Genomic DNA, 22,648 nt, shown 5'->3' with positions numbered 1-22,648 from the left:
CATTTCGGTCGGGGGAGCGTGCTTAGGAGGGCGCCGAGCCTTGGCTCTGACTTTGGCTCTGACTTTGGCTCTGACTTTGGCTCTGCGTCACATTTCCGATCACAGGCATTCCCGGCTCTGGTGTCTGGACGATTGGTTGATGCGGTGCGTATCCGAAGAACGTCGCCCCCAATTCATCGGCAATTGCGTTGAGGCGCCGCTGAAGGCCGTCGTTGAAGACATGCAGGTTCCCGACCAGATCGGCATGCTGCTGAGCCACCTGCAGGTATGCCGTCAATTCATCGAGATGATGCAACGCACGTCCTGTCCTCGCCAATCGACACCGCATACGTAGTTCGTGCAGCAGGCGTTCCATCTGATGGGTGCAGAAGGAAACGGAGCGCGGATGGCTTGGGTTGAGAAGTAAGAAGACAGCGATGCGATCCGGGTCGACGCGGCAGGCTTCGATCCGCTGGAATGCCTGATACGCGGACGCCGAGCGCAAAACCAATGCCCAAAATGTCGTGTCGGCGATGCGGTCTTGCGGAGACTCTTCGGCAGCGAGCTGTGCGAACTTCACATCGAGCAGCCGGCTCGTCTGGTCGGCACGTTCAAGAAATTGGCCCAGGCCGTAGAAGCGCCAGCCTTCATCGCGATAAAGCGTGCTGTCGGCGATACCAAACTGAGCCTGGCAACCGCTCTTGATCATGCCACACGTGCGCGAGAGGTGTACGATGTCGATTTCCGCTTCGCCTGTCAGCATGATGCGATTGTAGAACTCGTTGAGCTGCGACCACATCTCTGTCGGCAGATAGGCCCGGAGTGCGCGCGCGTTCTCCCGCGCCGCCTTTATAGCCGACAAAATCGAACCTGGATGGTCCAGGTCTCGGATGTAAAAATGCAGGACGTTACGCTGAGATGCGTCGGTGTATTTTTCCTCGAACTCCTCGTCATCTGCGTAGAGCTGCACGAGCCACTTCCACGACGTCTCGGACTCGCGCCCTCGATCGTAGGCCGCATGCGTTTCAATAATTCGGGCGAGACTGTCAGCCCGCTCCATATAACGGGCCATCCAGAACAAGTGCTCGGCGTAGCGCGCCAGCAGACTCACTTACACGCCTCCTTCAACACCCACGTATCCTTCGTGCCGCCGCCTTGCGATGAATTGACGATGATTGACCCTTCCTTCAACGCCACTCGGGTCAGGCCGCCGGGAAGCACCCAGGTGTCACGTCCCGTAATCGCATAGGGCCGCAGATCGACATGTCGTGGGCGCAAACCGTGTTCGGTCAGGGTGGGGCAGACGGAGAGGTCTATCATTGGTTGCGCGATGAAGTTCGCCGGATCGCGCAGGATGCCCTCGCGGGCCTCGTCGAGCTCGGCTCGTGTCGCCTTCGGACCAACGACGATACCGTAGCCTCCCGATTCACCGACCGGCTTAACCACCAGCTTGTCCAAGTTGGCGAGCGTATAGGATAGCCCTTCCTTCTCCGCGCAGATGTGTGTCTCAACGTTCCCGAGGATCGGCTCTTCGTTGAGGTAGTACTGGATAATGCGCGGCACATAAGCATAAACCGCCTTGTCGTCCGCAACGCCAGTTCCGACGGCATTGGCGAGCGTGACATTACCACGGCGCGCCGCGCGCATGAGCCCCGCGGCCCCAAGCATGCTCTCGGGATTGAATGCCTCTGGATCGAGGAAATCGTCATTTAGACGACGATAGATGACATGGACCGGCTCTAATCCGGCAACGGTTTTCATAAAGACGCGATCGTTCTCGACGATCAGGTCACGGCCCTCGATGAGCGGGACGCCCATTTCGCGCGCGAGGAAGATGTGTTCGAAGTACGCCGAGTTGTAGACTCCCGGCGACAGAAGAACGACCGTGGGATCAGTCACGCCCTCTGGCGCGACTTCCGCCAGCTTGTGATGGAGGCGTTCGCCATAGTCGGAGACCGAACGCACCTTCAACCCCTGCATGAGATCGGGGAAGGCCCGCTGCATCAAGTGGCGGTTTTCTACGACGTATGAGACGCCAGAAGGCGCGCGGCCATTGTCCTCAAGGACCAGAAACTCTCCATTGGCGTCACGAATAATATCTGTGCCGTTAATGTGGATGTAAGTGCCGCATGGCGGATCGAGGCCAATCATTTCTTCGCGGTAATTGGCATTCTTCAAAACGAGATTGGCTGGAATGACGCCATCTCGAAGGATTTTCCGTTCGTGGTAGACGTCCCATAAAAAGAGATTCAGCGCTTTCACCCGCTGCTGAATTCCCTTTTCCAACAGGTCCCACTCATTGGCCGGAATGATACGGGGGATCACGTCGAAGGGAAGAATACGGTCTATCGCCGTGCGCTCGGTATAGACGGTGAATGTAATACCTAAATTGAAGAGTTCATTAGCCGCTTCAGCGGCTCGCGTTTGCAACGCGTCGAGGCCGAGAGACTGAAGACGCTGCCAGATGCCTATGGCGCTGCTTCCGGGTTCCAGTTTCGTGCCGAGGAGTTCGCAATAGTGACCCCTTGGATCATAATTATCGAAGGGTGCTGGCTGGGTCGGATCCGTCAAGGCTGCAATTGTTGCCATCGATTGCTCTGTAGCTTGAGCCTGTGGAGAGCATTAGCTGTCTTATTGCTAAGCAATCGCAGTATCACCCAGGCAATCGTTAGCCGCAACGATAGTCTTTTGGGCGATGTGCTGAATATATAAGCAGACAACGCGCCAATAACGCATCGTGTTCCCGATTATCGTAGCAAAACTAAAATCTATCTCGACGGGCTGAGAGATCATCTCCCGCAGGTAAAAAATTGTAACAGCGAAATAACACGCATTATCCCGGCTTTTGCGTCGATCAAGCTGTATTGGGTTTGCCGTCAAAACGGACACCGCAGCGCTGCGCCCACATAAGCCCCTCTTTGGTGGCGGCGCGCGGACGATATTCGCAACCGACCCATCCGCGAAAATCACTAGCATCCAACAGATTAAAAATCGCCGCGTAGTCGAGATCGCCAGCATCGGGCTCGCCACGATCGGGAGGGCCGGCGACCTGATAGTGGCGCGCGAGATAACCGAATTCCGTAATGGCGTTTTCCACGCCGCCCTGCTCGATGTGCCGATGATAAAGGTCGAATTGCAGGCCGATGTTGGACACGCCGACAGCTTCAATCGTTGTGCGCGCATCCTCTGTCCGGTTGAGCAGGTAGCCCGGCATATCGCGGGAGTTGATCGGCTCAATCAGGATGTCGATCCCGTGGGATGCCGCCATGCGCGCAGCGCGTGAGAGGTTCGCGTAATAGGTTTCAAAATTTGCTCCGTGCTCGGCTAATCCCGCCATGGCGTGGAGGCGCAGACAGCCAAGTTCGTCAGCATAGCGCAAGGCCTGAGCCACGCGCTCCTCAAAGTCGGCTTCACGACCCGGGATGCCTGCGAGCCCGCGTTCCCCTGCAGCCCAGTCGCCGGGCCAAATATTGAAGAGGACCAAGGTGAGGTCATTGGCCTTAAGTGCCGCGGAAATCTCGCTCGCGGGCCAATCGTAAGGGAACAGGATCTCGACCCCTTCAAAACCAGCCTCAGCAGCAGCCGCAAAGCGGTCCAGGAATGGCAGCTCTGTGAACAGAAAACTTAAATTGGCGGCAAAGCGAGGCATGATCGTTCTATTCCGTTATTGTTGAGGATTAGGCAGACAGAACTCATGCCGCCGCCTTTATGGACTTCAACTCAGATCGGGCTTGGAACGGCGCAGTCGCTTGACATCACTACGCTGCGTTTTGGCCCGTAGACGTCGCTCTTTAGAGGCCCGCGTCGGTTTGGTTGCGATGCGGCGCTTGGGTTCGATGAGAGACTCGCGGATCAGGTCAGCCAGTCTCTCGCGCGCGTCAGCCCGGTTGCGCTCCTGCGTGCGGAAACGGTCGGCCTTGATGATGATCACATCATCATCTGTCAAACGCGCACCAGCTAAACGCCGAAGACGCGAGCGTGCCCGATCGGGCATTTGCTCACACCGAGCCAGATCAAACCGTAATTCTACGGCAGTCGAAACTTTGTTGACGTTCTGCCCACCGGGACCCGACGCACGAATGAAGCGTTCTTCCAGAACGCTGTCGTCAATCGTTAGAGCGTGCGTGATGCGCAGCATCAATGGCTATCCTTCGAGAGATGCCCCGGCCCCATGGCCTCACTCAGCGGGATTCCAGCTTCCAGTAATCCCCACGGAAATACAAAAGCGGTTCGGCCTCGGCGCGAAACGTTCCGGCGATAACGCGACCGATGAATATCGAATGCGTCGTGAACCCGTGGCTTTCCAGAACCTCACAATCAAGGCTGGCCAAGGCACGTTCCAGAACGGGTGCTCCTGTTTTCAGCGTCTGCCAAGCGAGACCGGTGAACCGTGCTTCACCGCTGAGACCTCTCTTGCCGGAAAACCGCTGGGCAATCTCCTCCTGGTCGTTCGCCAGCAGGTTGATGCTGAAGACGCCAGCCGTCGCGATCACATCGTGTGCGCTCGCGTTGCGGCCGATGCAAGCGAGCAGCGTTGGCGGATTATCCGACAGCGACGATACAGCGGTCGCGGTGAGGCCCGCTCGTGCACCCACCTCGCCAGCAGCGATAACCGTCACGGCTCCCGCCTGATGGCGCATCAGAGCTCGATAGCTCGCACCATCCATGGCATGTGCCACAGGCGTAGGCTTTTCAAATCGCGACACGCCGATCCTTCCTCTATCCTTCGTCTGTAAGACCCCGCAGCAACCGGGTGAGAGCCTCTGATCTATCACTTAGCAAACTGCTCGTTGCACTGCACCTTTCGGCTGCGTCGTGGGACAGATGGTATCTCAGAGCCATTGGGGCCAGCGCTTTAGATCCTTCGCAATTTCCTGAGCTGCATTGCGACCTGGCAACCCTGTGACGCCCCCCCCAGGGTGGGCTCCCGAACCGCAGAGATATAATCCGGGCAGTCCGAGCCGGTAGTTGGCATTTCCCAAAACTGGCCGGGTGGAGAAGAGCTGATCCAAGCCCAGTTGGCCATGGAATATATCACCATCGACGAGGCCCAGGAGGTTTTCAAGATCGAGCGGTGAGAGCACTTGGCGCGCGATGACTGCTTCGCGGAAATTAGGCGCGTAACGTGTCACCGTATCGATGACGACGTCGGCGAATGCTTCGCGTTCAGCCGGGTCGGCCCAGCTTCTATCGCCTGGCAAGTGCGGCGCGACATGCTGGATAAAGAGGCTCGCAACATGTTGGCCGGATGGCGCCAGCGTATCGTCCAGTGTCGAAGGGATCAGCATTTCGATGATCGGCGCCCGAGACCAGCCCTCCAGGCGCGCATCGATATAGGCTCGTTCCATGTAGTCCATAGAAGGCGCGATGATGATGCCTGCGCCATGGTGCGGCTGCATGGCCTTGCCGGGACGGCTGGTAAAATCGGGCAGCTCCGACAACGCCACGTTCATGCGAAACGTGCCTGAGCCGGACTTGATCGCCAGCATGCGCCGCCGCAGTTCCGGATCAATCGCGGTGTCAGGGACGAGATCGCGGAACAACAACTTCGGCGGTACGTTGGCGGCAACAACTTTGGCTTTAATACGCTCTCCCGAGGTCAGTTCGACGCCGGTTGCTCGGCCGTTCCCGACGATTACTTTCGCCACCGGGGCATCTATTCGGATTTCAGCTCCAGCGGCGCGCGCGGATGCAGCCATTGCCTGAGTGATCGCCCCCATACCGCCAACGGCATGCCCCCACACTCCGGCCTTGCCGTTTACCTCGCCGAAGCAATGGTGGAGGAGAACGTACGCCGTACCCGGCGTCGATGGTGCTGCGTAAGCGCCCACAATCCCGTCGAAGGCAAAGGCCGCCTTGACGACATCGTTTTCAAACCAGCCGTTCAGGAAGTCGGCCGCGCTCTTCGTGAACAAATCAACCAGCAGGCGTTTGTCGTTCAAGTCGAGCCCGATAAGACGGCGGCCCAGCCCTGCCCCTTTGATCAGTTCGATAATGCCACCACCGGCATTGGGTGGCGTTCGCAATGCTAGATCTCGCACGACATCGGCCGCGCGGTCGAGCGCCGCTTCATATACGGGGAGCCGCTCGGCATCCGCCGCCGAGAATTCGGCGATCGCGCGCTGGCGCGCCGCTGTGCCGAACGGCATGACCAGGGCCCTTCGTTCGTCCACGGGCCAGAAATTCGCGACGGGCCGTTCGACAATGCGCAGGCCGTGCGCATGAAGGTTGAGATCCGCGATGACGCGCGGGTTGAGCAAGCTGACCGTGTACGAGGCCACCGAATTGCGGAAACCGGGGTGAAATTCTTCGGTAACAGCAGCACCGCCCACGCATTTGCGGCGTTCTAAGGCTACGACGCGCAATCCTGCTTTGGCGAGGTATGCGGCGGCGGTCAATCCGTTGTGCCCAGCGCCGATAATGACGACATCGTAGGCGCTATCGCGTTTTGACATATCCCGTCCCTAAAGAGGAGGCCTTTCCATAAGCGAACTCACGCCCACTAAATTTCGCGCCGCATCAATCGGAACTCTTAGGACGTAAACGGCGTTATCTGGTCCAATTTGTCACCAGAATGGGTGATTTTATTATCGCTGCGTTAACAACCTGATTGCACGTTGCAGGCCCATACAATTTTGTAAGGGCTCATCTGTTGCGAGGAAGCGGCCATGGGGCGATCCGCCGGTGTTGTACTCGATAACCGTTCCGGCAAAACGGCGAGAGTCGATAACCTGCTTCTGCGCCGGGCCAATCCCACGCTTGGGCTCTTTTTAGTTTGCCTTATCCCTGCAAAGTTCTGGACCGCCGCCTACTTGTTCGTGGCCCATCTGCACGACATTTATTTAAGCTTATCGGTGGTGTTGGCCGTAGGCGCAGGCATCGCAGGGTTCCTGGCGCTTGTCCTCAGCGGACTATGGCGGATGCGGCCTTGTACCGTTGAAGGTCCTTAATCATCAGCCCCACGTGCAACGGATACGTTGGCAGGTTCGCTTCTGCCCCCCGACCTGACAGTTGGCCGGAACGAACTTGCACACCCTGCAGGAATACGAGGATATGCAGCCCCGAAAGGAGCCACCCTTCTTGTAGTTGCACTTGAGGATCGTTTGACAATCCCTGCCGGGATTGATCGCTCCGCCCGGCCCCTCCTGGGCCAGAGCGGAAACGCCCGAAAAACTGAGCGCTACGACTGCTGCAATGATTAATCCGGCTCTCTGCATCGCCTTAGCTCACCTAGATTGCCGCCAATATGCGGACAGTCTCAGCGAGAACGCAGCGCTAGACAATCAGTTGCGTATTTCTTGGTAGACGGACGAACAAGCGACGTGCCGCCATAGCCAAAGTGGGTTGGGTCTCACTCCGCGGCGAGCTGCTTCGAAGGCTGGACCAACTCCATGTAATCTTTCAACAAAGTCTCCGAGATGGTACCAGGTGTGTACTTATATTCACCGATTTCAGAGACTGGCGTCACTTCTGCTGCCGTGCCCGTAATGAAGCATTCGGAGAAAGAACCGAGCTCTTCCGGCTGAATATGGCGTTCGATCACCTCATACCCGCGCTTCTTGGCGAGGCCGATAACGGTGCGACGCGTAATGCCGTCCAGGAAGCAATCCGGCGTCGGCGTGTGGATCACGCCATCCTTAATGAAGAACACGTTTGCTCCGGTGCACTCGGCGACGTAACCACGATAATCGAACATCAGAGCGTCGGCGTAGCCTGCGCGCTCGGCGCGGTGTTTCTCGATGGTGCAGATCATATAAAGACCCGCCGCTTTAGCCTTGCACGGGGCCGTCGCAGGGTCAGGACGGCGGTATTTCGCGAGGGTTAGCCGCAAGCCTTTGAGCCGCTGCTCCATCGGGAAATAAGAGCCCCAATCCCAAGCGGCTACGGCTAGGTTAATGCTATTGTGTTGAGCGGAAACGCCCATCTGCTCGCTGCCACGCCATGCAATGGGGCGCAGATAGGCTTCAACGAGATTGTTTGCCTTCATCACCTGACGGCAAGCTTCGTCGATCTCAGCAACAGAGTATGGAATTTCAAAATCGATAATGCGGGCACCTTCGACCAAACGCTCAGAGTGCTGCGTCAATTCAAAGATCTCGCCACCGTAAGCGCGGATACCTTCAAAGACGGCGCTCCCGTAGTGCAGCGCATGGGTGAGGACGTGAAGCTTGGCGTCGCGCCAGTTGATCAGCTCGCCGTTGAACCAAATAAAGCCATCACGATCATGGAATGGGACCAGAGCAGCCATTTTGAGGTTTCCTCGAAGGTGTCTTGAATGCGACCACAACGCAACGAACACTGGTGCCGCTCATCGGCGCAAGGGCCTTGGGCATCAAACAGCAAGTTGCGTTCGCCATTCTGGCGCTTGGGATGGGCTTATTTCAAGGGTGTTCACCCCCTGAATCGGTCTCATAATTCCGCGCTAAATGGACTTGCCAGAGGTATCAATTGGACGCAAATATGTCAACATGACTGACATAAATGATCCGGGCCCCGTCGAGGCATCCAGTCTCCCGGCCGATCAACTACAAGAGAACCCTGGCATGGACGATGCTGACGCGCTGCAGCGCGAACGTCTCATCGCCTGTATCGAGTTGTTATTTTTCGCTTATCGTGACTTCACGGGCGATCCCGATGTCGTGCTCGAACGCTATGGTTTCGGCCGCGCGCATCACCGCGTCCTCCATTTCGTTCACCGCAATCCGGGCTTGCGTGTCGCCGATCTCCTCGACATTCTGAAGATCACAAAGCAGAGCCTAGGACGGGTTCTGAAACAGCTGATTGATGAGGAGTTCATTGCACAGAGGGCCGGAAAGTCCGACCGGCGCCAGCGTCTGCTCTTTACAACGGCGAAGGGTGCGAAGCTGGTGGATCGGCTTACCGAACTGCAATTGGTCCGCATCCGTTCTGCGCTCGATCTGGCGGGTCCAGGCGCAGATGAGGCTGCCCGGCGTTTTCTTTTTGCCATGATTAGGCACGAAGACCGGGCCAAGGTGGAAGCTTTGATCCGGTCGCACACTGGATCAAAGGCCATTAAGTCTACGTAAGCGGGGCCGACAGATCGGAGCTCCCATGGGGAACCCAATGAGACCAATCGGTGACGAGACGTTGCCGGACGATGCGCCGCATGTGTTGGTTATCGACGATGATCAGCGCATTCGGGATCTTTTGGCGCGCTACCTTTACGAGAATGGCTTCCGCGTCACGACGTCCAAAGACGCCGAAGCGGCGAAAGCCGCCATGCGTGGCCTATCCTTCGACCTGGTCCTTGTTGACTGGATGATGCCGGGCCAAAGCGGGCTTGACCTTGCCCGTGAATTAAAGGCGACGAAGGACATTCCGATTTGCATGCTCACGGCCCAGTCCGATCCCGACCACCGGATTACAGGACTAGAGGCCGGCGTCGACGATTACATCCCCAAACCCTTCGAACCGCGTGAGTTGCTGCTACGTCTGCGCAACATCATTCGCCGCGGGCATGCTCCCGGCGTGCCGGGGGATGAAGTCCGGATGGGGGCGTATGTGTTCCACGTTGGACGTGGAGAACTCAAACGCGACGATGAGAGCATCAAGATCACCGAGCGCGAACGCGAGTTGCTGAGACAGTTTGCGAGCCGTCCGGGTGTTCCTATCCCCCGACACGAGCTATCGAACGACGACTCGACGGGCAACGAGCGGGCTATCGACGTGCAGATCAACCGTCTGCGAAGAAAGATTGAAAACGACCCCTCCAACCCAGTCTATTTGCAGACGGTACGCGGCAAGGGGTATATCCTCTACACCGACTAACACTTGACGCGCACTCATCCGAATTTGCAACGTCGACCGGCGGCACTCCGGAGACGAAATTTGTGTCATGGTGCCCACCGCGCCTGAACTTTTTTGAAGGGCCCCGCGTAACGCTTGGAAGAAAGGGGGGAGTTATCGCATGACGTTCCTCCGCACAGCTTCCGGAGCTCCACCTCGTATTAGATGGAACCGCTTCCTGATTAGCATCACGGCGTGGTTCCGGTCGCTGCGGGAGCTTGGCGCGCGCCGGCTTTCGGATGTCGTGCCGAAGGGGCTTTATGCCCGCGCCCTCATTATCATCATCGCGCCTATCGTCGTGCTCGAGGGTGTCGTCGCCTTCGTCTTTATGGAACGTCACTGGCAAGCCGTGACGCGGCGCCTTTCCGAAGCGACCGCGCGTGACGTGGCGGCCCTCATAGAGATCTACGACAATTATCCTTTCAAGGATGGGCACGGACGTCTCGTCGAAATGGCGCGGGACCGGCTCAACCTATCCATGCAGATTCTACCCGCAGGCGATCTGCCGGCCGCCCGTCCTAAGCCGTTCTTCGATCTGCTAGATCGAGCGCTTTCGCGCGAGATTAGCCGGCAAATCGATCGGCCGTACTGGATCGACACCGTTGGCAATTCTCGGCTCGTCGAAATCCGGGTCAAGCATGACAATGCCGTGCTGCGGTTCGTGGCCACGCGAAAACAAACCTACGCTTCGAACTCGGAGATATTCCTGCTGTGGATGGTGGGTTCGTCGGTGATCCTCTTGACGGTCGCCATCATGTTTCTGCGCAATCAGATACGTCCCATCGTGAAACTCGCGGAAGCCGCCGATGCGTTCGGCAAGGGGCGTCCCGCACCAGCGGACTTCCGGCCGCGCGGCGCGCGTGAGGTACGCCAAGCTGCTCTGGCGTTCATGGAAATGCGCGAACGCATCATGACGCACGTCGAACAGCGCACAACGATGCTCGCGGGTGTCAGCCACGACCTGCGCACGATCTTGACCCGCTTCAAGCTCCAGCTTGCGTTTCTCGAAGACACACCCGAAGTGCAGTCGCTACGTTTCGACGTGAACGAAATGCAGCATATGCTGGAAGATTATCTCGCGTTCTCTAAGGGCGACGGTGGCGAAGAGGCCAAACCCTCCAGTCTCAAGAAAATGCTTCGGGAAGTCTGCGACGAGGCGGAGGTGTTAGGTGTCGACATTTCGTTCAAGATGCGGCGTCGCAAGAAGGATATCGTGCTTCCTCTCAAGCGGCACGCGTTCAAACGTGCGATCACCAATCTCGTTTCGAATGCGAGCCGTTATGGAACTTGTGTGGTAATCCGTGCAGCCACGGAGCGCCGTTGGGTTCGCATTGAGGTTGATGACAATGGACCCGGTATTCCGGAGAACGAGCGCGAGAACGTGTTCCGTCCATTTTATCGTATCGACGTCAGCCGCAACCAGGATTCGGGGAACACGGGACTTGGTCTCGCAATCGCGCGGGACATTGCACGCAGCCACGGTGGCGATATCACCTTAGGCGAAAGCTCCATGGGCGGCCTGCGCGCAATCATCAGCGTGCCGCTCTAAAGTCACGGCGCCTCTGGCTGCGGTGGCTGGGGTGCCGTCCCAGCCGGCGGAGCGGACGTTTCGTGCTCTCTGCCTGATTTATCCTTACGCCGCATTGCCGAACGGAATATCCCGCCCACGCGACCGACAAACCCTGCCGCGTCCTCAACAGTCTCCAAAGCACGCTCTCCGCGCCGCAAACGACGATCAAGCACGGCCATCGTTCGCGCGAGACCAGGGTCGTCATCCTCAAGCCACGTCCGCAAAACCGATGCGTAGAGAGTCGCGAGACCCGCCACGCGCAAAGACCCTCTTGCGCCATCCGTATTGATGCCAGCTGCCTGCAACATCCAGGACTGTGAAGCGAGCGACGGTGCAAGCAAAGATGGCTCAAGCCCCACACCGTTCATGATCGAGCGAACAGCCTCTTTATGCGGTTGCAGCGCATCGAACCGGGTCATCAGGACTTCGAACAACGCATCCCGATGTGATTGTCCCTTTTCCATCGGTGGTATCTTGGTCAGAACCTCATCGTCGATGCGCCGGGTGAAGGCCGCGATAATGTCGGCTTTGGAGCTGAAACTGCCACGCAGCTCAACCAAGTTCGACCCCGCAGCCTGAGCAATCTCGCGAAGGGAGATTTCACCCCACGGGCGCGATACGGCGAGACGCAACGCAGCGTCGATTATCCGATCCTTGTAGGTGTCTGGATACGCTCCGGACTGGCTCATGTCGGCGCTTTCTCCAAGATTCAAATTACTCATGAGTTAGGAGCGTGCCGGCTCAATTGCCAGAGGCGTGGCATATAAGATACAGCTCGGACTTACCGGCGGCTGGTAACCACTTCGCCATCTTCCTTGGTGAAGCTGCCGATATCGGGGTTGTCGAGAAGATCAAGAACTTGCTCGGAAGGCCGACATAAACGCACCCCCTTGTCCGTCACCACAATCGGGCGGTTGATGAGGATAGGGTGTTCGATCATGAAGTCGATGAGTTCGTCATCGCTCCACTTCGGATCGTCGAGGCTCAATTCATCATAGGGCGTTCCCTTGCGGCGTAACAGGTCACGGACGGGAATTTTCATGGCCGCGATGAGTTCAACCAACCGTGCCCGAGACGGTGGGTCTTTCAAGTACTCAATTACCTCCGGCTCCGCGCCGCTGGCCTGTATCATCGCCAGCGTGTTGCGCGACGTTCCACATTTCGGGTTGTGGTAAATCGTGACCGTCATCTCTATCTCGCTCAAAATGGCTGAAGGACAGCTCGGTGCGCCTACTTAGCATGGAGCCGCCGCCTGCCTAGGTGATAGAGAGTTGACGGCCTTCTTGCTAGCCTGCGAGTTCGCGTCCGCGTTTCACCGCGGCGGCCACAGCGGCCTTCATCAGCGGCTTCAAGCCGTCATCGGCCGTCAAGACTTCCAAAGCTGCCGCAGTCGTGCCCCCGGGAGAGGTCACATTCTTACGCAATGTCGCGGCATCGTCATCCGCCGCTTCAAGAAGACGGCCGGAACCGGCGACGGTCGCACGGGCGAGGCGCGCGGAGAGTTCAGCATCGAGGCCCGCAGCGATGCCTGCGTCCGTTAGCGCCTCTACCAAATAGAAAACATATGCGGGGCCGGAACCTGAGACCGCAGTGACCGAATCCATCAAGGCTTCGTCTTCGATCCATGCCACATCGCCGACTGCGCGCAACATCTCCTCGGCAATCAACTTCTGGCTTTCGCTGACGTGCGCGTTGGCGCAGCAGACCGTGATCCCGGCACCGACGGCCGCCGGTGTGTTGGGCATGGCCCGGATCACCGCAGTCCCCGTCGGCAGGTGCTGCTCGAAGCTCGCGATCGTTCGGCCAGCGGCGATGGACAGCAAAAGCGTGTCGGGACCGGCCAATTGCGCCAGTCCCGGCATCACCTTGTCCATGATCTGCGGTTTGACGGCCGCGAGAATGACCGATGGCGGAGCCTCAAGCGACGTGATCGCGGGTGCGCAGCGTACACCCTCGCGTATCACAAAGTCCTGCACCTCAAGCGATGGCGCGGGATCCTGAATAATGACCTGGAACGGCTCAAGTCCCGCCTCTAACAAGCCGGAGAGCATGGCGGTCCCCATCTTGCCGGCTCCGGCAATCAACAACGGTCCTTCGAGGGCCAAAGTCATAATGAAAAGCTTTCTACGGCTGCGATCGCCGTCAGGCTTGGCCTTCAGTCTCGAACATTGTCGAGATCAGAGCCTCACGGCTCTCCTTGCCTGCCCATACGACGAACTGGAACGCCTGATAGTAGCGCTCACAGCTCTCGAGTGCAGCCTGTAACAGCGCTTCACACTGCATCGGGGTGACAACCGACCCATTCAGCAGCAGGGCATGACGGTACATCACCAGACCTTCCTGTGTCCAAAGGTCGAAGTGGCCCAGCCAAAGCTGCTCGTTGATCTGCCCCACGAGACGGTACATCTCACTGAGGCGCGTATCGGGCACCTTAAAGTCAAAGGCGCAGGCAAGATGCAGAGCTTCCAGATCATCGCGCCAATTGAGCGAGATGTGATAATCCGTCCAGGTTCCTGAGACGATCAGTGTCAGTTCATCGTCGCCGGTGCGATCGCAGGCCCACTCGTGACGTCCCGCCAGTTGCTCGACAAGGTCGATGGGGTTCGTCACACGATCGTAGCCCAGCTCAGAAGATGCCATTCTTTTTCCCCAAATTGCGGACGCGTGCCGCGCCATATGTGGTCTTCAGTCTGCCCCGGCCCTCACCGGAGCTCGTCGCGCGGCGTCACGAAAGCATCTGTCGTGCACGAGTCGCAACCAACTGAACACGAGTGTCCACGGTCATGATGGCGAGCCCCCGACATTCGTGGGGCAAGTGCCGTCAGATTCCGGAAAACTGTTGAAAACGCGTGGATATTTAGCCAGAGGCACTTTCTGGCACTCGACATCTTCCGGGTACGCCCCTCATCCCCGGCGAGTCACGTTCGATCAGCTCGTTTGACCGAGCTTAGCCTCAAGAGCGGCAATACGTGCTTCGAGCCGTTCGTTCTCTGCTCGCGCCTTTTCCGCCATGGCTCGTACAGCCTCAAACTCCTCGCGTTGAACGACATCCATCTCGCGAAGAATCTTTTCGCCTTGGGACCGAGCCATCGTCTCGAACTCCTGCTTGACGCCTTGCGCTGCGCCGGCCGCATCGTTCATGAGCTTGGCGAGATCGTCGAAGAGGCGGTTTGATGTTTGCGTCATGTTCGGTCCTTAAGAATCAACACGTGTGGGCGCGTTACCGTCACCACACACGACAAGTGTATCTGGGGAATGACTATGAGCCCGCTGCCCCGCGCGTTCAAGCCTCGCACAGCATGTCACCTTGACACTCGCGGGGCTATGTTCATCCCTGGCGTCCAGCTTTCCCCGCGCAGCCAAGGATTCACATGAGTTTGCTCGCCATTTCTTATCCGCAGATCGACCCGGTGGCACTTCAAATCGGACCCATCGCGGTCAGATGGTACGGGCTCGCCTATGCTGCAGGGCTGATCCTGGGATGGGTCTATATCAAACGGCTAGTCGCCAACGCGTCGCTCTGGCGTGATAACAAGCCGGCGATGACCGCCGATGACGTCGATGAATTGCTGTTGTGGGTCGCTGCGGGCGTCGTTGTCGGCGGCCGACTTGGCCACGTACTCTTTTACGAGCCATCATATTATTTTGAGAACCCGTTACAGGTGTTCGCGATCTGGCGTGGAGGCATGGCCTTCCACGGTGGCCTCCTGGGCTCCGGCCTTGCGATGTTTCTTTTCGCGCGCCGGAAGGGGCTTGTCGCCCTATCCGTCATGGATGTCGTCGCGGCGGCCGTTCCGATCGGCTTGTTCTTCGGGCGTATGGCCAATTTTGTGAACGGCGAAATCGTGGGCACGCCGACCGACATGCCTTGGGGCATGGTGTTTCCAGGTTGGGGCGAAGAGCCAAGGCATCCGGCCATGCTCTATGAAGCGGCGCTTGAAGGCATCGTTCTCTTCCTGATCCTGCGTTTCGTGACGCACAAATGGATGGCTCTGAAACAGCCAGGACTGACCACGGGGATCTTTCTCGTGGGCTACGCCGTGTTCCGCATCTTCTGCGAATTCTTCAAGATCATCGAATACCGCCAATTCTCGCCTGAGTATCCGATCACCAAGGGTATGGTGTACTCCATCCCCATGCTGCTCCTTGGCATCTGGTTCATAATGCTGGCGCGCTCCAAGTCACGGGCCTCTACGTGAACTATGATCCAGATGCGCGACGCGATACGCCCCTGTCGTGCAATCTTATCGCACGGATAAAACGCGACGGGCCGCTGACTGTCCGACAATACATGACGGCGTGCCTGCAGGATGCCGATCATGGATACTACCGGCGGCGAGAGGCGATTGGCCGGACGGGCGACTTCATAACGGCCCCCGAGATCAGTCAGATTTTCGGCGAACTCATTGGGTTATGGAGTGCCGTCGTCTGGCAGCAGATGGGTGGCCCGTCCAGAATTAACCTGATCGAGTTGGGGCCAGGTCGCGGCTCCCTCATGCGCGATGCTTTGCGTGCACTTCGCCTTGTGCCCGATTTCCTCTCCGCAGCGAACGTCCATCTTGTAGAGAGTAGTGAAACGCTCCGCGCCGCGCAGACCGAGACGCTTGGGGCAATAGATTTACCGATCAATTGGCATCCTCGCCTGGAGGACGTTCCAGAAGGGCCGACGATCGTCATTGGAAATGAATTCCTCGATGCGCTTCCCGTTGAGCAGCTGATCGCGACGCCGTCGGGCTGGCGCTGCCGTTCGGTCACCGTAGACGACTTGGACCGACTGCAATTCGGCGAAATCGCTTTGCCTCCCAGTGGCCGGCTCGATATTCCAGTGCATGCTGAGAACGCGCCTGCGGGAAGTATCCTCACCGTGCCTAATTTCAGCGAACTTTCCGCTCCGCTCGCCTCACTGGGCAAGAGCGCCCCGCTCGCAGCTTTGCTGATCGACTATGGTCATGCGGCATCTGAGATCGGTGACAGCTTGCAAGCGGTGCGAGACCATCATCACGAACATCCCCTCACCTCACCTGGAGAAGCCGATTTGACGACGCAAGTCGACTTCGAGGCCGTTCGCACCCAAATCACTATGAGTGGATCTGAGAACGCCGCCGACCCGGCTCTGGTTGTTGATGGTCCTATTACGCAGGCAGAATTTTTAGGAGCACTCGGTATCGTACAGCGGGCGTCACGTCTGATGGCGGCAAACCCCATTGAAGCAGGCAACATCGAATTGGGTGTCGCACGGTTGTTGGCTCCGCAAGGTATGGGTACACGCTTCAAGGCATTAGGCGTACGTTCCGGCGGGTTGCCGACGCTTCCCGGCTTCTGAACACAATCACGGATTGTCTCAACCGAGACACCTGAGGATCATGGACCTCGACATGCTGACCCCATTGACCGCAGATACGCTGGACGACGTCGCCGGTATTCGTCACGGCTTCTTTACCCGGGACGGCGGTGTTTCAGAGGGGCTCTACGCCAGTCTCAACTGCGGCTTCGGCTCACGTGACGACCGTGAGGCTGTTGCTGAGAACAGATCTCGCGTTGCTGCGCATCTTGGTGCCACCCATTCGCATGTTCTGACACCATATCAAGTCCACTCCGCCGAAGCCGTCATTGTTGATCAGGTCCTTGCACCGGAAGACATGCCGCAAGCTGATGCACTCGTGACGTCTGTGCCGGGCCTTGCGATTGGAATTTTGACCGCCGACTGCACCCCGGTCCTCTTCGCGGACCCACAATCGCGGGTTGTCGCGGCAGCCCACGCGGGCTGGCGTGGCGCCGTTGGAGGCATTCTCGAGGCGACGGTCGCTAAAATGGAAGAGGTTGGCGCCCAACGCGATCGAATAATCGCGGCGATTGGACCGTGCATTCACCAGAATAACTATGAAGTAGGCGATGACTTCGAAGCAAATTTCACATCCACCCAAGACGACAACCTTCGTTTTTTCCGGAGATTTCCTGGACAACCTCGGCCTTACTTCGATTTGCTTGGCTATGTCGCTTCAAGACTTGGGGCGCAAGGCGTAGGCACCATTGCCTTGGCCACTGCGTGTACCTACGAGAACGAATCGAAATTTTTCAGTTTTCGGCGCACCACGCACAGAGGTGAACCTGACTACGGGCGTCAAATCTCTGCCATTCTCGTGGCATAAGTGCATTATCCACAGCTGGACTGTGCGTAACGACCCGTTCATTAGCCGTACGAACAGGTTAGAGCGCCGGGGGTCTGGACGGCATGTTGGCGTGCAGGTTAAATCGGTGGCTAATGTGTACCGGTTATAGGAGTTTTAGGCCGCAGGGTTTGTACGCCGGCCGCCGGATGATCAGTGGATCATAAAGGGGGACGTCGTCGTGACGACCATTACTTTTGCTGCGGCGCAGCGCGCTACCAGGGATGGCGCGCAACGCGCAAGGCGACCGCTTACGCTGGCGAGCCTTGCTGCGGTTTTGGGCTTTGCACTTGCTGGCTGCGGGACCACCGCCACAGATATATTCTCAACCGCCGGAGGCACGGCGGTCGCTCCTGAGCAAGCCGCACCGGCCTCTGCGACACAGGGCACTAAAATTGCCATAGCACCGGTTATTGGCGCACCTGATGGTGTAGCTAAGCAATTGCAGGCGCAGCTCGGCACCGCGATGCAGCGTAAGCAGATCGCTGTTGTCAACTCTCCGAGCGAGCCGTCGCAATACACGCTGCGCGGCTACGTCGTGTCCGCTCGTGAAGCGAGCGGCACCAAAATCTCGTACATTTGGGACGTGACAGATCCGGCCGGAAAGCGGGTTAACCGCATTACCGGCGAGGAACTGGCTCCGGCAGGCTCCGGGCGTGACCCATGGGAAGTCGTAACTCCGCAAATCCTAGAGACGATTTCGGAAAAGACCGCGACTTCGCTGGCGACTTGGTTGCCAAGCCAGGCTTCGAATTCTCCTGCAATCGCGGGTAACGCAAGTGCCCAGCCCATGGCTACCGCCAGCAACGGCGGGGCAATGGTGCAGACTGCAGCAGCAACGACATCCGCGACACCCCAAAATGCGGCGGCTACGACCGGAAGCATTGGCCGTGCAGGGGCTGTGAGTGCGATTGTCCCGAGTGTGACTGGAGCCCCTGGCGACGGAAGCGTTTCGCTGACGAATGCGCTGCAGAAGCAGCTCACCAGCAATGGCGTCGCACTGGCGAGTGCCGCTTCGCCTCAGACCTATCGTATCGAAGGTAAAGTGAAGGTCGGCGCCGGTACCGGGGGTAAGCAGCCAATTCAAATCGATTGGCGCGTCAAGGATCCTGCCGGCAAGACGCTCGGCACGGTGTCCCAGAAGAACGAGATACCGGAAGGTTCTCTGGACGGCTCTTGGGGGCAGACCGCAGACGCAGCAGCTGCAGCAGCCGCACAGGGTATCCTGAAGCTGCTTCCGCAAACAAAGACGAACTAGGTTCGGCGCCCTCGGCCTTGGCACATATTTCGGAGATCCCCCTCCCCGGATAAAGCGCTAGGCGTCTGACGATCGAACCGATAGCCCGGGCTGGATGACGAAAGTCACCTCCCGGGCTTCTTTCTCTGTGAACAGCAGCCCGAGTTGCGAGTTTCGGACGGTATCTCAACTCTTTGCTCAAAAAAGTTCATTATTCGATGGGTTCGTTGCTCGCACGGTGTTTACATTAGCGGGTGCCGCTTGCTAGAGACCTGTCATCGAATTGTCGTGGAGTGCCCTAGTGATGTCCTTCGATGCGCACTCAGGTGGTCGTCCTGACGGCCTCCCTCTCAAGCTCGTCGCCGGCAACAGCAATCGTCCCCTCGCGGAAGGTATCAGCAGCTATCTCAACGTGCCCCTGGCCAAGGGGCAGGTGAAGCGTTTTGCTGACATGGAAATCTTCGTCGAGATCCAGGAGAATGTTCGCGGCCAGGATTGCTTTGTCGTGCAATCGACGTCGTTCCCGGCGAACGACAACCTCATGGAACTCCTGATTCTCATCGATGCCCTGAAGCGCGCATCAGCGCGGCGGGTCACAGCAGTCATTCCTTACTACGGCTATGCGCGTCAGGATCGTAAACCCGGTCCGCGCACGCCGATCTCGGCTAAGCTCGTCGCCAACTTAATTGAACGGGCCGGTGCAGACCGCGTTCTTACTCTCGATCTGCATGCTGGCCAGATCCAAGGTTTCTTCGACATCCCGACGGATAACTTGTTCGCGGCACCGGTCATGGTGCGTGACATCGAGAAGAACTACGAAGCCGATGACCTCATTGTCGTTTCGCCTGACGTCGGCGGCGTGGTGCGTGCCCGGGCACTGGCTAAGCGCATCAACGTTCCGATCGCGATTTGCGACAAACGGCGTGAGGCCCCCGGCAAGTCGGAAGTGATGAATGTGATCGGTGAGGTCGAAGGTAAGCGTTGTATCCTCATCGACGACATTATCGATTCCGGCGGAACGCTGTGTAACGCAGCTGAAGCTTTATTGGCGCACGGCGCGACTGAAGTCATGGCCTACATTACGCACGGTGTCTTGTCTGGCGGCGCCGTCAGCCGGATCAAGAATTCGCGGCTCAAATCGCTCGTGATTACGGATTCTATTTTGCCGACCGCTGCCGTTCAGGCGGCCGCCAATATCCGCGTTCTTCCGATCGCGGCCTTGATTGGTGAGGCAATCCTGCGGACGAGCCGCGAAGAAAGCGTCTCAAGCCTGTTCTATTGAGCAACGCAGTTTTGATGCCTCGCGCTAATTGGCGATTCTATCCGTAAGGACTGGATGCGGGGTTTCCGGCCCCGTCAGTCCAAATGTCGCTCGGCAGCGACCTGTCGCGATGGCAGACCCGGTCGTGATCCGGATAGGTTATTTTATCGACTGGTGCACGGCTCCCTACGACCAAGCAACGCGTAGCGGCCTCTCCGCGGTTTTCGAGGAAGTGCCCGGTAGGATCTCCTGCCCGAAACGTTGCGGCATAGCCAGGCTTCAGGAGTGTTTCCGTATCACCTTCGACCAGCGTGATTTGACCTTCCAGCACGAACACCATTTCGTCCTCGGCGCTGTGCCAGTGCTTTATCGATGAGCGGGAACCGGCCGGTAATATCTCTATAAACGCGCCGAACTGCGTAAGACCTCCCGCTTCACTGATCCACAGCGTCTGGTTTGGACCGCATGGATTTTCCGCAGATCCTTCTTCCACTATCATGCGATCCGGTGTGACGACGGTCATAAGGGTCCCTTGGGGTCGGCACTAGTTGTTGATCGCATCAACACGTTAGCCACCTGAAATTGCGGTCAGGAGGTAGACGTCGGAATTCTCCGTCAACGGCGTGTCCAACAATGCCCTTTCGCCACGCACAAAGACATTGATGTGACGACGAATGCGGGGTGTTGAATCACACAATCGGTCGCGCATTCCTGGCCAGCGCTCGTTTAGCTGGTCAATCAAGTCACGCACCGTTGCGGCGCGCAACTCTACGCGCCGCGGTGCTCCTGGGAACAAGTTCACCAATGCCGGAGCAAGTACCGCCGTCACACTCGGCGGTACGTCAGGAACCTGTGTCAGGGATGATCCTGGATTTGTCATCTCACATAGCCTCTTCGCGAAATTTAATTATGCGTCGAGGACGACCGTCTCCACGGAATGGATGGCGGGGAGATAGTCAGAGAGGCAATTCCAGCTATCCCCTTCATCGGCACTGGCGAACAGTGCTCCACCGCCAGTGCCGAAGTAGACGCCAGCTGGTTCGAGGCTATCTGTGGTCAATGCTTGACGCAACACGCCGAAGAAGGCGTTGGTTTGCGGGAGACCGTCGCGAAGCGCCTGCCACGTGCCGCCACTGTCGCGTGTGCGCCAGACCGCCGCCTTACCGTCCGGCATGTAGCGTCCGGCGATGTCGCCGTTCAATGGCAGAAGGAAAAGGCTGTCCGGATCGCGTGGATGGGCGGCTGCCGGGAATCCAAACGATGATGGCAATCCCGCCTCGATACTTTCCCACTGCTGGCCACCGTTCTCACTCCGGTACATCCCGCAATGGTTTTGCTGATAAAGCCGGTTGGGCATCCCTGGGGCCATAACCAGGGAGTGAACGCACTGACCAAGTTCAGGGTAGCGCTGATCTTCGGGGAGGTAGTCGGCGCGGGTGCCCTTATTGCGTGGTTGCCAAGTCTCACCACCATCCGCGGTGTAGAATACGCCTGCCGATGAAATCCCAACCCAGATCTGTTTGTCGTCTTCGGGATGGAGAACAAGAGAGTGCAAAATCAAGCCACCGCCGCCCGGATGCCAATCTTGGCGAGAAGGATGGTTACTTAGCCCTTCGATATGCGTCCACGTCTGGCCTCCATCTGCGCTATGGAACAACCCTGCTGGCTCGACGCCCGCGTACAGCCCACCGGGTCCAATCGCCAGGCTCCACACGGCTTTCACGGGCTCTTCACCCTCCTTATAAGCGAGCCCCTCGCTCGAATGGGTCCAGGTTTTTCCCTGGTCTGTCGATTTCCAGACTGCAGGTCCGAACCACTCGTTACCTCCGCCGGCATAGATCGTTCCCGTCTTGGGATCGGCGATCACGTGGTTGATAGGCCAAGTATCGCAAAATGGCCCGCGGAGCTCCCATGAGCGCCGCGACGCGTCGCTTTCCAGAATGAACGTTCCCTTCTTGGTTCCGGCCAGAATAAGGACTTTCCTCGCCATTTACGCGCTCCCGTTGGTTGAGGGCCGGCATCGCGGAATGCCGCAGCCAAGAGCCCTAGACAATTTGGGTTGATATCAACATTATTGTTTCATGTCAAAAATCGATAACCTGCCGTTTTCACTCACCTTGGAAGTCCGCGATGCGTGCCTCTGCCTGCACGTACGCCGTGCAGCAAGAACGCTGGCGCGCCGCTATGACGAAGCACTGAGACCCGTCAACCTGACCAGCGGGCAGTTCTCGCTACTGATGTCGCTTAACAGGCCGCAGCCCCCGACGATGGGGGACGTTGCGTCAGTACTCGCGCTGGACCGCACAACTCTAACCGCCAACCTCAAGCCGCTTGTGCGGCGGGGGCTCGTAGACATGAGCGCCGATGAGACTGACAAGCGGAGTCGTCGGATGACGCTTACGGCCGCCGGCCGCGATGCCCTTATTGCTGCGATGCCCCATTGGCGCGCCGCGCAGGAAGCAACCGCAGAGCTCCTGCAAGACCGCGACGCCGAGCGTTTGTGCGCCGATCTGCTGAAGCTTTCTTAATAGAAGCAATCTAATTACCGCTCTCAAAAATCGCTGTCATTCATGTGGTAGTTCGGGGGATCGTCAAAGCCTTTTTCTTTAATCGGCTGACCTATGCCC

25 protein-coding genes are annotated in these 22,648 nt (G+C 58.1%); 10 read left to right on the top strand and 15 right to left on the bottom strand.

Features of this window, described 5'->3' with window-relative positions:
• Positions 1-22: 22 nt before the first annotated feature.
• The 6 genes from YBN1229_RS11235 to YBN1229_RS11210 all read right to left on the bottom strand — a co-directional run bounded on the left by YBN1229_RS11235 (position 23) and on the right by YBN1229_RS11210 (position 6,434).
• A complete protein-coding gene (locus YBN1229_RS11235) occupies positions 23-1,090 on the bottom strand; it encodes an alpha-E domain-containing protein (RefSeq protein WP_052743878.1) in 1,068 nt (355 codons plus the stop codon).
• A complete protein-coding gene (locus tag YBN1229_RS11230) occupies positions 1,087-2,568 on the bottom strand; it encodes a circularly permuted type 2 ATP-grasp protein (protein WP_052743877.1) in 1,482 nt (493 codons plus the stop codon). The genes YBN1229_RS11235 and YBN1229_RS11230 overlap by 4 nt, the downstream gene beginning before the upstream one ends.
• 265 nt (positions 2,569-2,833) lie before the next feature.
• Positions 2,834-3,628 carry a 2-oxo-tetronate isomerase gene (gene otnI, locus YBN1229_RS11225; RefSeq protein WP_046479220.1) on the bottom strand — a complete coding sequence of 265 codons (795 nt, stop codon included), beginning with the start codon at positions 3,626-3,628 and terminating at the stop codon, positions 2,834-2,836.
• Between the two features lie 66 nt (positions 3,629-3,694).
• Positions 3,695-4,117 (bottom strand): alternative ribosome rescue aminoacyl-tRNA hydrolase ArfB, encoded by a 423-nt coding sequence (gene arfB, locus YBN1229_RS11220; protein ID WP_170832454.1) that lies wholly within the window; start codon positions 4,115-4,117, stop codon positions 3,695-3,697.
• 43 nt (positions 4,118-4,160) lie between these two features.
• On the bottom strand, positions 4,161-4,685 hold the full coding sequence (locus YBN1229_RS11215) for a flavin reductase family protein (protein ID WP_197540865.1): 525 nt from the start codon (positions 4,683-4,685) through the stop codon (positions 4,161-4,163).
• 126 nt (positions 4,686-4,811) lie between these two features.
• Positions 4,812-6,434, bottom strand: a complete 1,623-nt coding sequence (locus YBN1229_RS11210; protein ID WP_046479222.1) for a phytoene desaturase family protein — start codon at positions 6,432-6,434, stop codon at positions 4,812-4,814.
• 213 nt (positions 6,435-6,647) lie between these two features.
• Between YBN1229_RS11210 and YBN1229_RS11205 the strand changes: the two genes are divergently transcribed.
• Positions 6,648-6,929 (top strand): hypothetical protein, encoded by a 282-nt coding sequence (locus YBN1229_RS11205; protein ID WP_046479223.1) that lies wholly within the window; start codon positions 6,648-6,650, stop codon positions 6,927-6,929.
• Between the two features lie 401 nt (positions 6,930-7,330).
• Here the strand turns inward: YBN1229_RS11205 and YBN1229_RS11195 are convergent, their stop codons facing one another.
• Positions 7,331-8,227 (bottom strand): branched-chain amino acid aminotransferase, encoded by an 897-nt coding sequence (locus YBN1229_RS11195; RefSeq protein WP_046479224.1) that lies wholly within the window; start codon positions 8,225-8,227, stop codon positions 7,331-7,333.
• Positions 8,228-8,522: 295 nt separating this feature from the next.
• Here YBN1229_RS11195 and YBN1229_RS11190 point away from each other — a divergent pair, with 295 nt between their 5' ends.
• The 3 genes from YBN1229_RS11190 (at position 8,523) to YBN1229_RS11180 (ending at position 11,335) form a co-directional block, all read left to right on the top strand.
• On the top strand, positions 8,523-9,026 hold the full coding sequence (locus YBN1229_RS11190) for a MarR family winged helix-turn-helix transcriptional regulator (RefSeq protein WP_046480676.1): 504 nt from the start codon (positions 8,523-8,525) through the stop codon (positions 9,024-9,026).
• 37 nt (positions 9,027-9,063) lie between these two features.
• The gene (locus tag YBN1229_RS11185; protein ID WP_082101105.1) at positions 9,064-9,768 is read left to right on the top strand and encodes a response regulator; all 705 of its coding nucleotides are present in this window, start codon (positions 9,064-9,066) and stop codon (positions 9,766-9,768) included.
• Between the two features lie 139 nt (positions 9,769-9,907).
• On the top strand, positions 9,908-11,335 hold the full coding sequence (locus YBN1229_RS11180; protein WP_082101104.1) for an ATP-binding protein: 1,428 nt from the start codon (positions 9,908-9,910) through the stop codon (positions 11,333-11,335).
• Between the two features lie 2 nt (positions 11,336-11,337).
• Here the strand turns inward: YBN1229_RS11180 and YBN1229_RS11175 are convergent, their stop codons facing one another.
• The 5 genes from YBN1229_RS11175 to YBN1229_RS11155 form a co-directional block, all read right to left on the bottom strand.
• Positions 11,338-12,078, bottom strand: coding sequence for a TetR/AcrR family transcriptional regulator (locus YBN1229_RS11175; RefSeq protein WP_052743876.1), 741 nt, complete (start codon positions 12,076-12,078; stop codon positions 11,338-11,340).
• Between the two features lie 59 nt (positions 12,079-12,137).
• Positions 12,138-12,545: an arsenate reductase (glutaredoxin) gene (gene arsC, locus YBN1229_RS11170; RefSeq protein ID WP_046479226.1), complete on the bottom strand. Its 408-nt coding sequence runs from the start codon at positions 12,543-12,545 to the stop codon at positions 12,138-12,140.
• Positions 12,546-12,642: 97 nt separating this feature from the next.
• Positions 12,643-13,467 (bottom strand): pyrroline-5-carboxylate reductase, encoded by an 825-nt coding sequence (proC, locus tag YBN1229_RS11165; RefSeq protein WP_046479227.1) that lies wholly within the window; start codon positions 13,465-13,467, stop codon positions 12,643-12,645.
• 31 nt (positions 13,468-13,498) lie between these two features.
• Positions 13,499-13,996 carry a YbjN domain-containing protein gene (locus YBN1229_RS11160; protein ID WP_046480679.1) on the bottom strand — a complete coding sequence of 166 codons (498 nt, stop codon included), beginning with the start codon at positions 13,994-13,996 and terminating at the stop codon, positions 13,499-13,501.
• Between the two features lie 288 nt (positions 13,997-14,284).
• A complete protein-coding gene (locus tag YBN1229_RS11155; RefSeq protein ID WP_046479228.1) occupies positions 14,285-14,542 on the bottom strand; it encodes an accessory factor UbiK family protein in 258 nt (85 codons plus the stop codon).
• Between the two features lie 185 nt (positions 14,543-14,727).
• Between YBN1229_RS11155 and lgt the strand changes: the two genes are divergently transcribed.
• From lgt to YBN1229_RS11130, 5 genes are all read left to right on the top strand, one after another.
• Positions 14,728-15,555: a prolipoprotein diacylglyceryl transferase gene (gene lgt, locus YBN1229_RS11150; RefSeq protein ID WP_046479229.1), complete on the top strand. Its 828-nt coding sequence runs from the start codon at positions 14,728-14,730 to the stop codon at positions 15,553-15,555.
• Positions 15,552-16,679 carry a class I SAM-dependent methyltransferase gene (locus tag YBN1229_RS11145; protein ID WP_046479230.1) on the top strand — a complete coding sequence of 376 codons (1,128 nt, stop codon included), beginning with the start codon at positions 15,552-15,554 and terminating at the stop codon, positions 16,677-16,679. The genes lgt and YBN1229_RS11145 overlap by 4 nt, the downstream gene beginning before the upstream one ends.
• Positions 16,680-16,719: 40 nt before the next feature.
• A complete protein-coding gene (gene pgeF, locus YBN1229_RS11140; RefSeq protein WP_244464945.1) occupies positions 16,720-17,505 on the top strand; it encodes a peptidoglycan editing factor PgeF in 786 nt (261 codons plus the stop codon).
• Positions 17,506-17,704: 199 nt separating this feature from the next.
• Positions 17,705-18,781, top strand: coding sequence for a hypothetical protein (locus tag YBN1229_RS11135; RefSeq protein WP_052743875.1), 1,077 nt, complete (start codon positions 17,705-17,707; stop codon positions 18,779-18,781).
• Between the two features lie 283 nt (positions 18,782-19,064).
• Entirely contained in the window at positions 19,065-20,042 is a 978-nt protein-coding gene (locus YBN1229_RS11130) for a ribose-phosphate pyrophosphokinase (RefSeq protein ID WP_046479231.1), read from the top strand.
• A gap of 37 nt (positions 20,043-20,079) precedes the next feature.
• Here YBN1229_RS11130 and YBN1229_RS11125 read toward each other — a convergent pair whose 3' ends face one another.
• Genes YBN1229_RS11125 through YBN1229_RS11115 form a run of 3 tightly spaced genes read right to left on the bottom strand, consistent with a single transcriptional unit; the run spans position 20,080 to position 22,011 of the window.
• On the bottom strand, positions 20,080-20,544 hold the full coding sequence (locus tag YBN1229_RS11125) for a cupin domain-containing protein (protein ID WP_046479232.1): 465 nt from the start codon (positions 20,542-20,544) through the stop codon (positions 20,080-20,082).
• 45 nt (positions 20,545-20,589) lie between these two features.
• A complete protein-coding gene (locus YBN1229_RS11120) occupies positions 20,590-20,901 on the bottom strand; it encodes a MoaD/ThiS family protein (RefSeq protein ID WP_052743874.1) in 312 nt (103 codons plus the stop codon).
• A gap of 27 nt (positions 20,902-20,928) precedes the next feature.
• Positions 20,929-22,011, bottom strand: coding sequence for a WD40/YVTN/BNR-like repeat-containing protein (locus YBN1229_RS11115; RefSeq protein WP_046479233.1), 1,083 nt, complete (start codon positions 22,009-22,011; stop codon positions 20,929-20,931).
• A gap of 91 nt (positions 22,012-22,102) precedes the next feature.
• Between YBN1229_RS11115 and YBN1229_RS11110 the strand changes: the two genes are divergently transcribed.
• Positions 22,103-22,549 carry a MarR family winged helix-turn-helix transcriptional regulator gene (locus YBN1229_RS11110; RefSeq protein ID WP_046479234.1) on the top strand — a complete coding sequence of 149 codons (447 nt, stop codon included), beginning with the start codon at positions 22,103-22,105 and terminating at the stop codon, positions 22,547-22,549.
• The last annotated feature ends 99 nt before the right edge of the window (positions 22,550-22,648 follow it).

The sequence above is a fragment of the Candidatus Filomicrobium marinum genome (genome assembly GCF_000981545.1).
Classification (GTDB): domain Bacteria; phylum Pseudomonadota; class Alphaproteobacteria; order Rhizobiales; family Hyphomicrobiaceae; genus Filomicrobium; species Filomicrobium insigne.
Note: the sequence above shows the minus strand (reverse complement) of the source record. Positions and strands in the feature narration are given on the sequence as shown.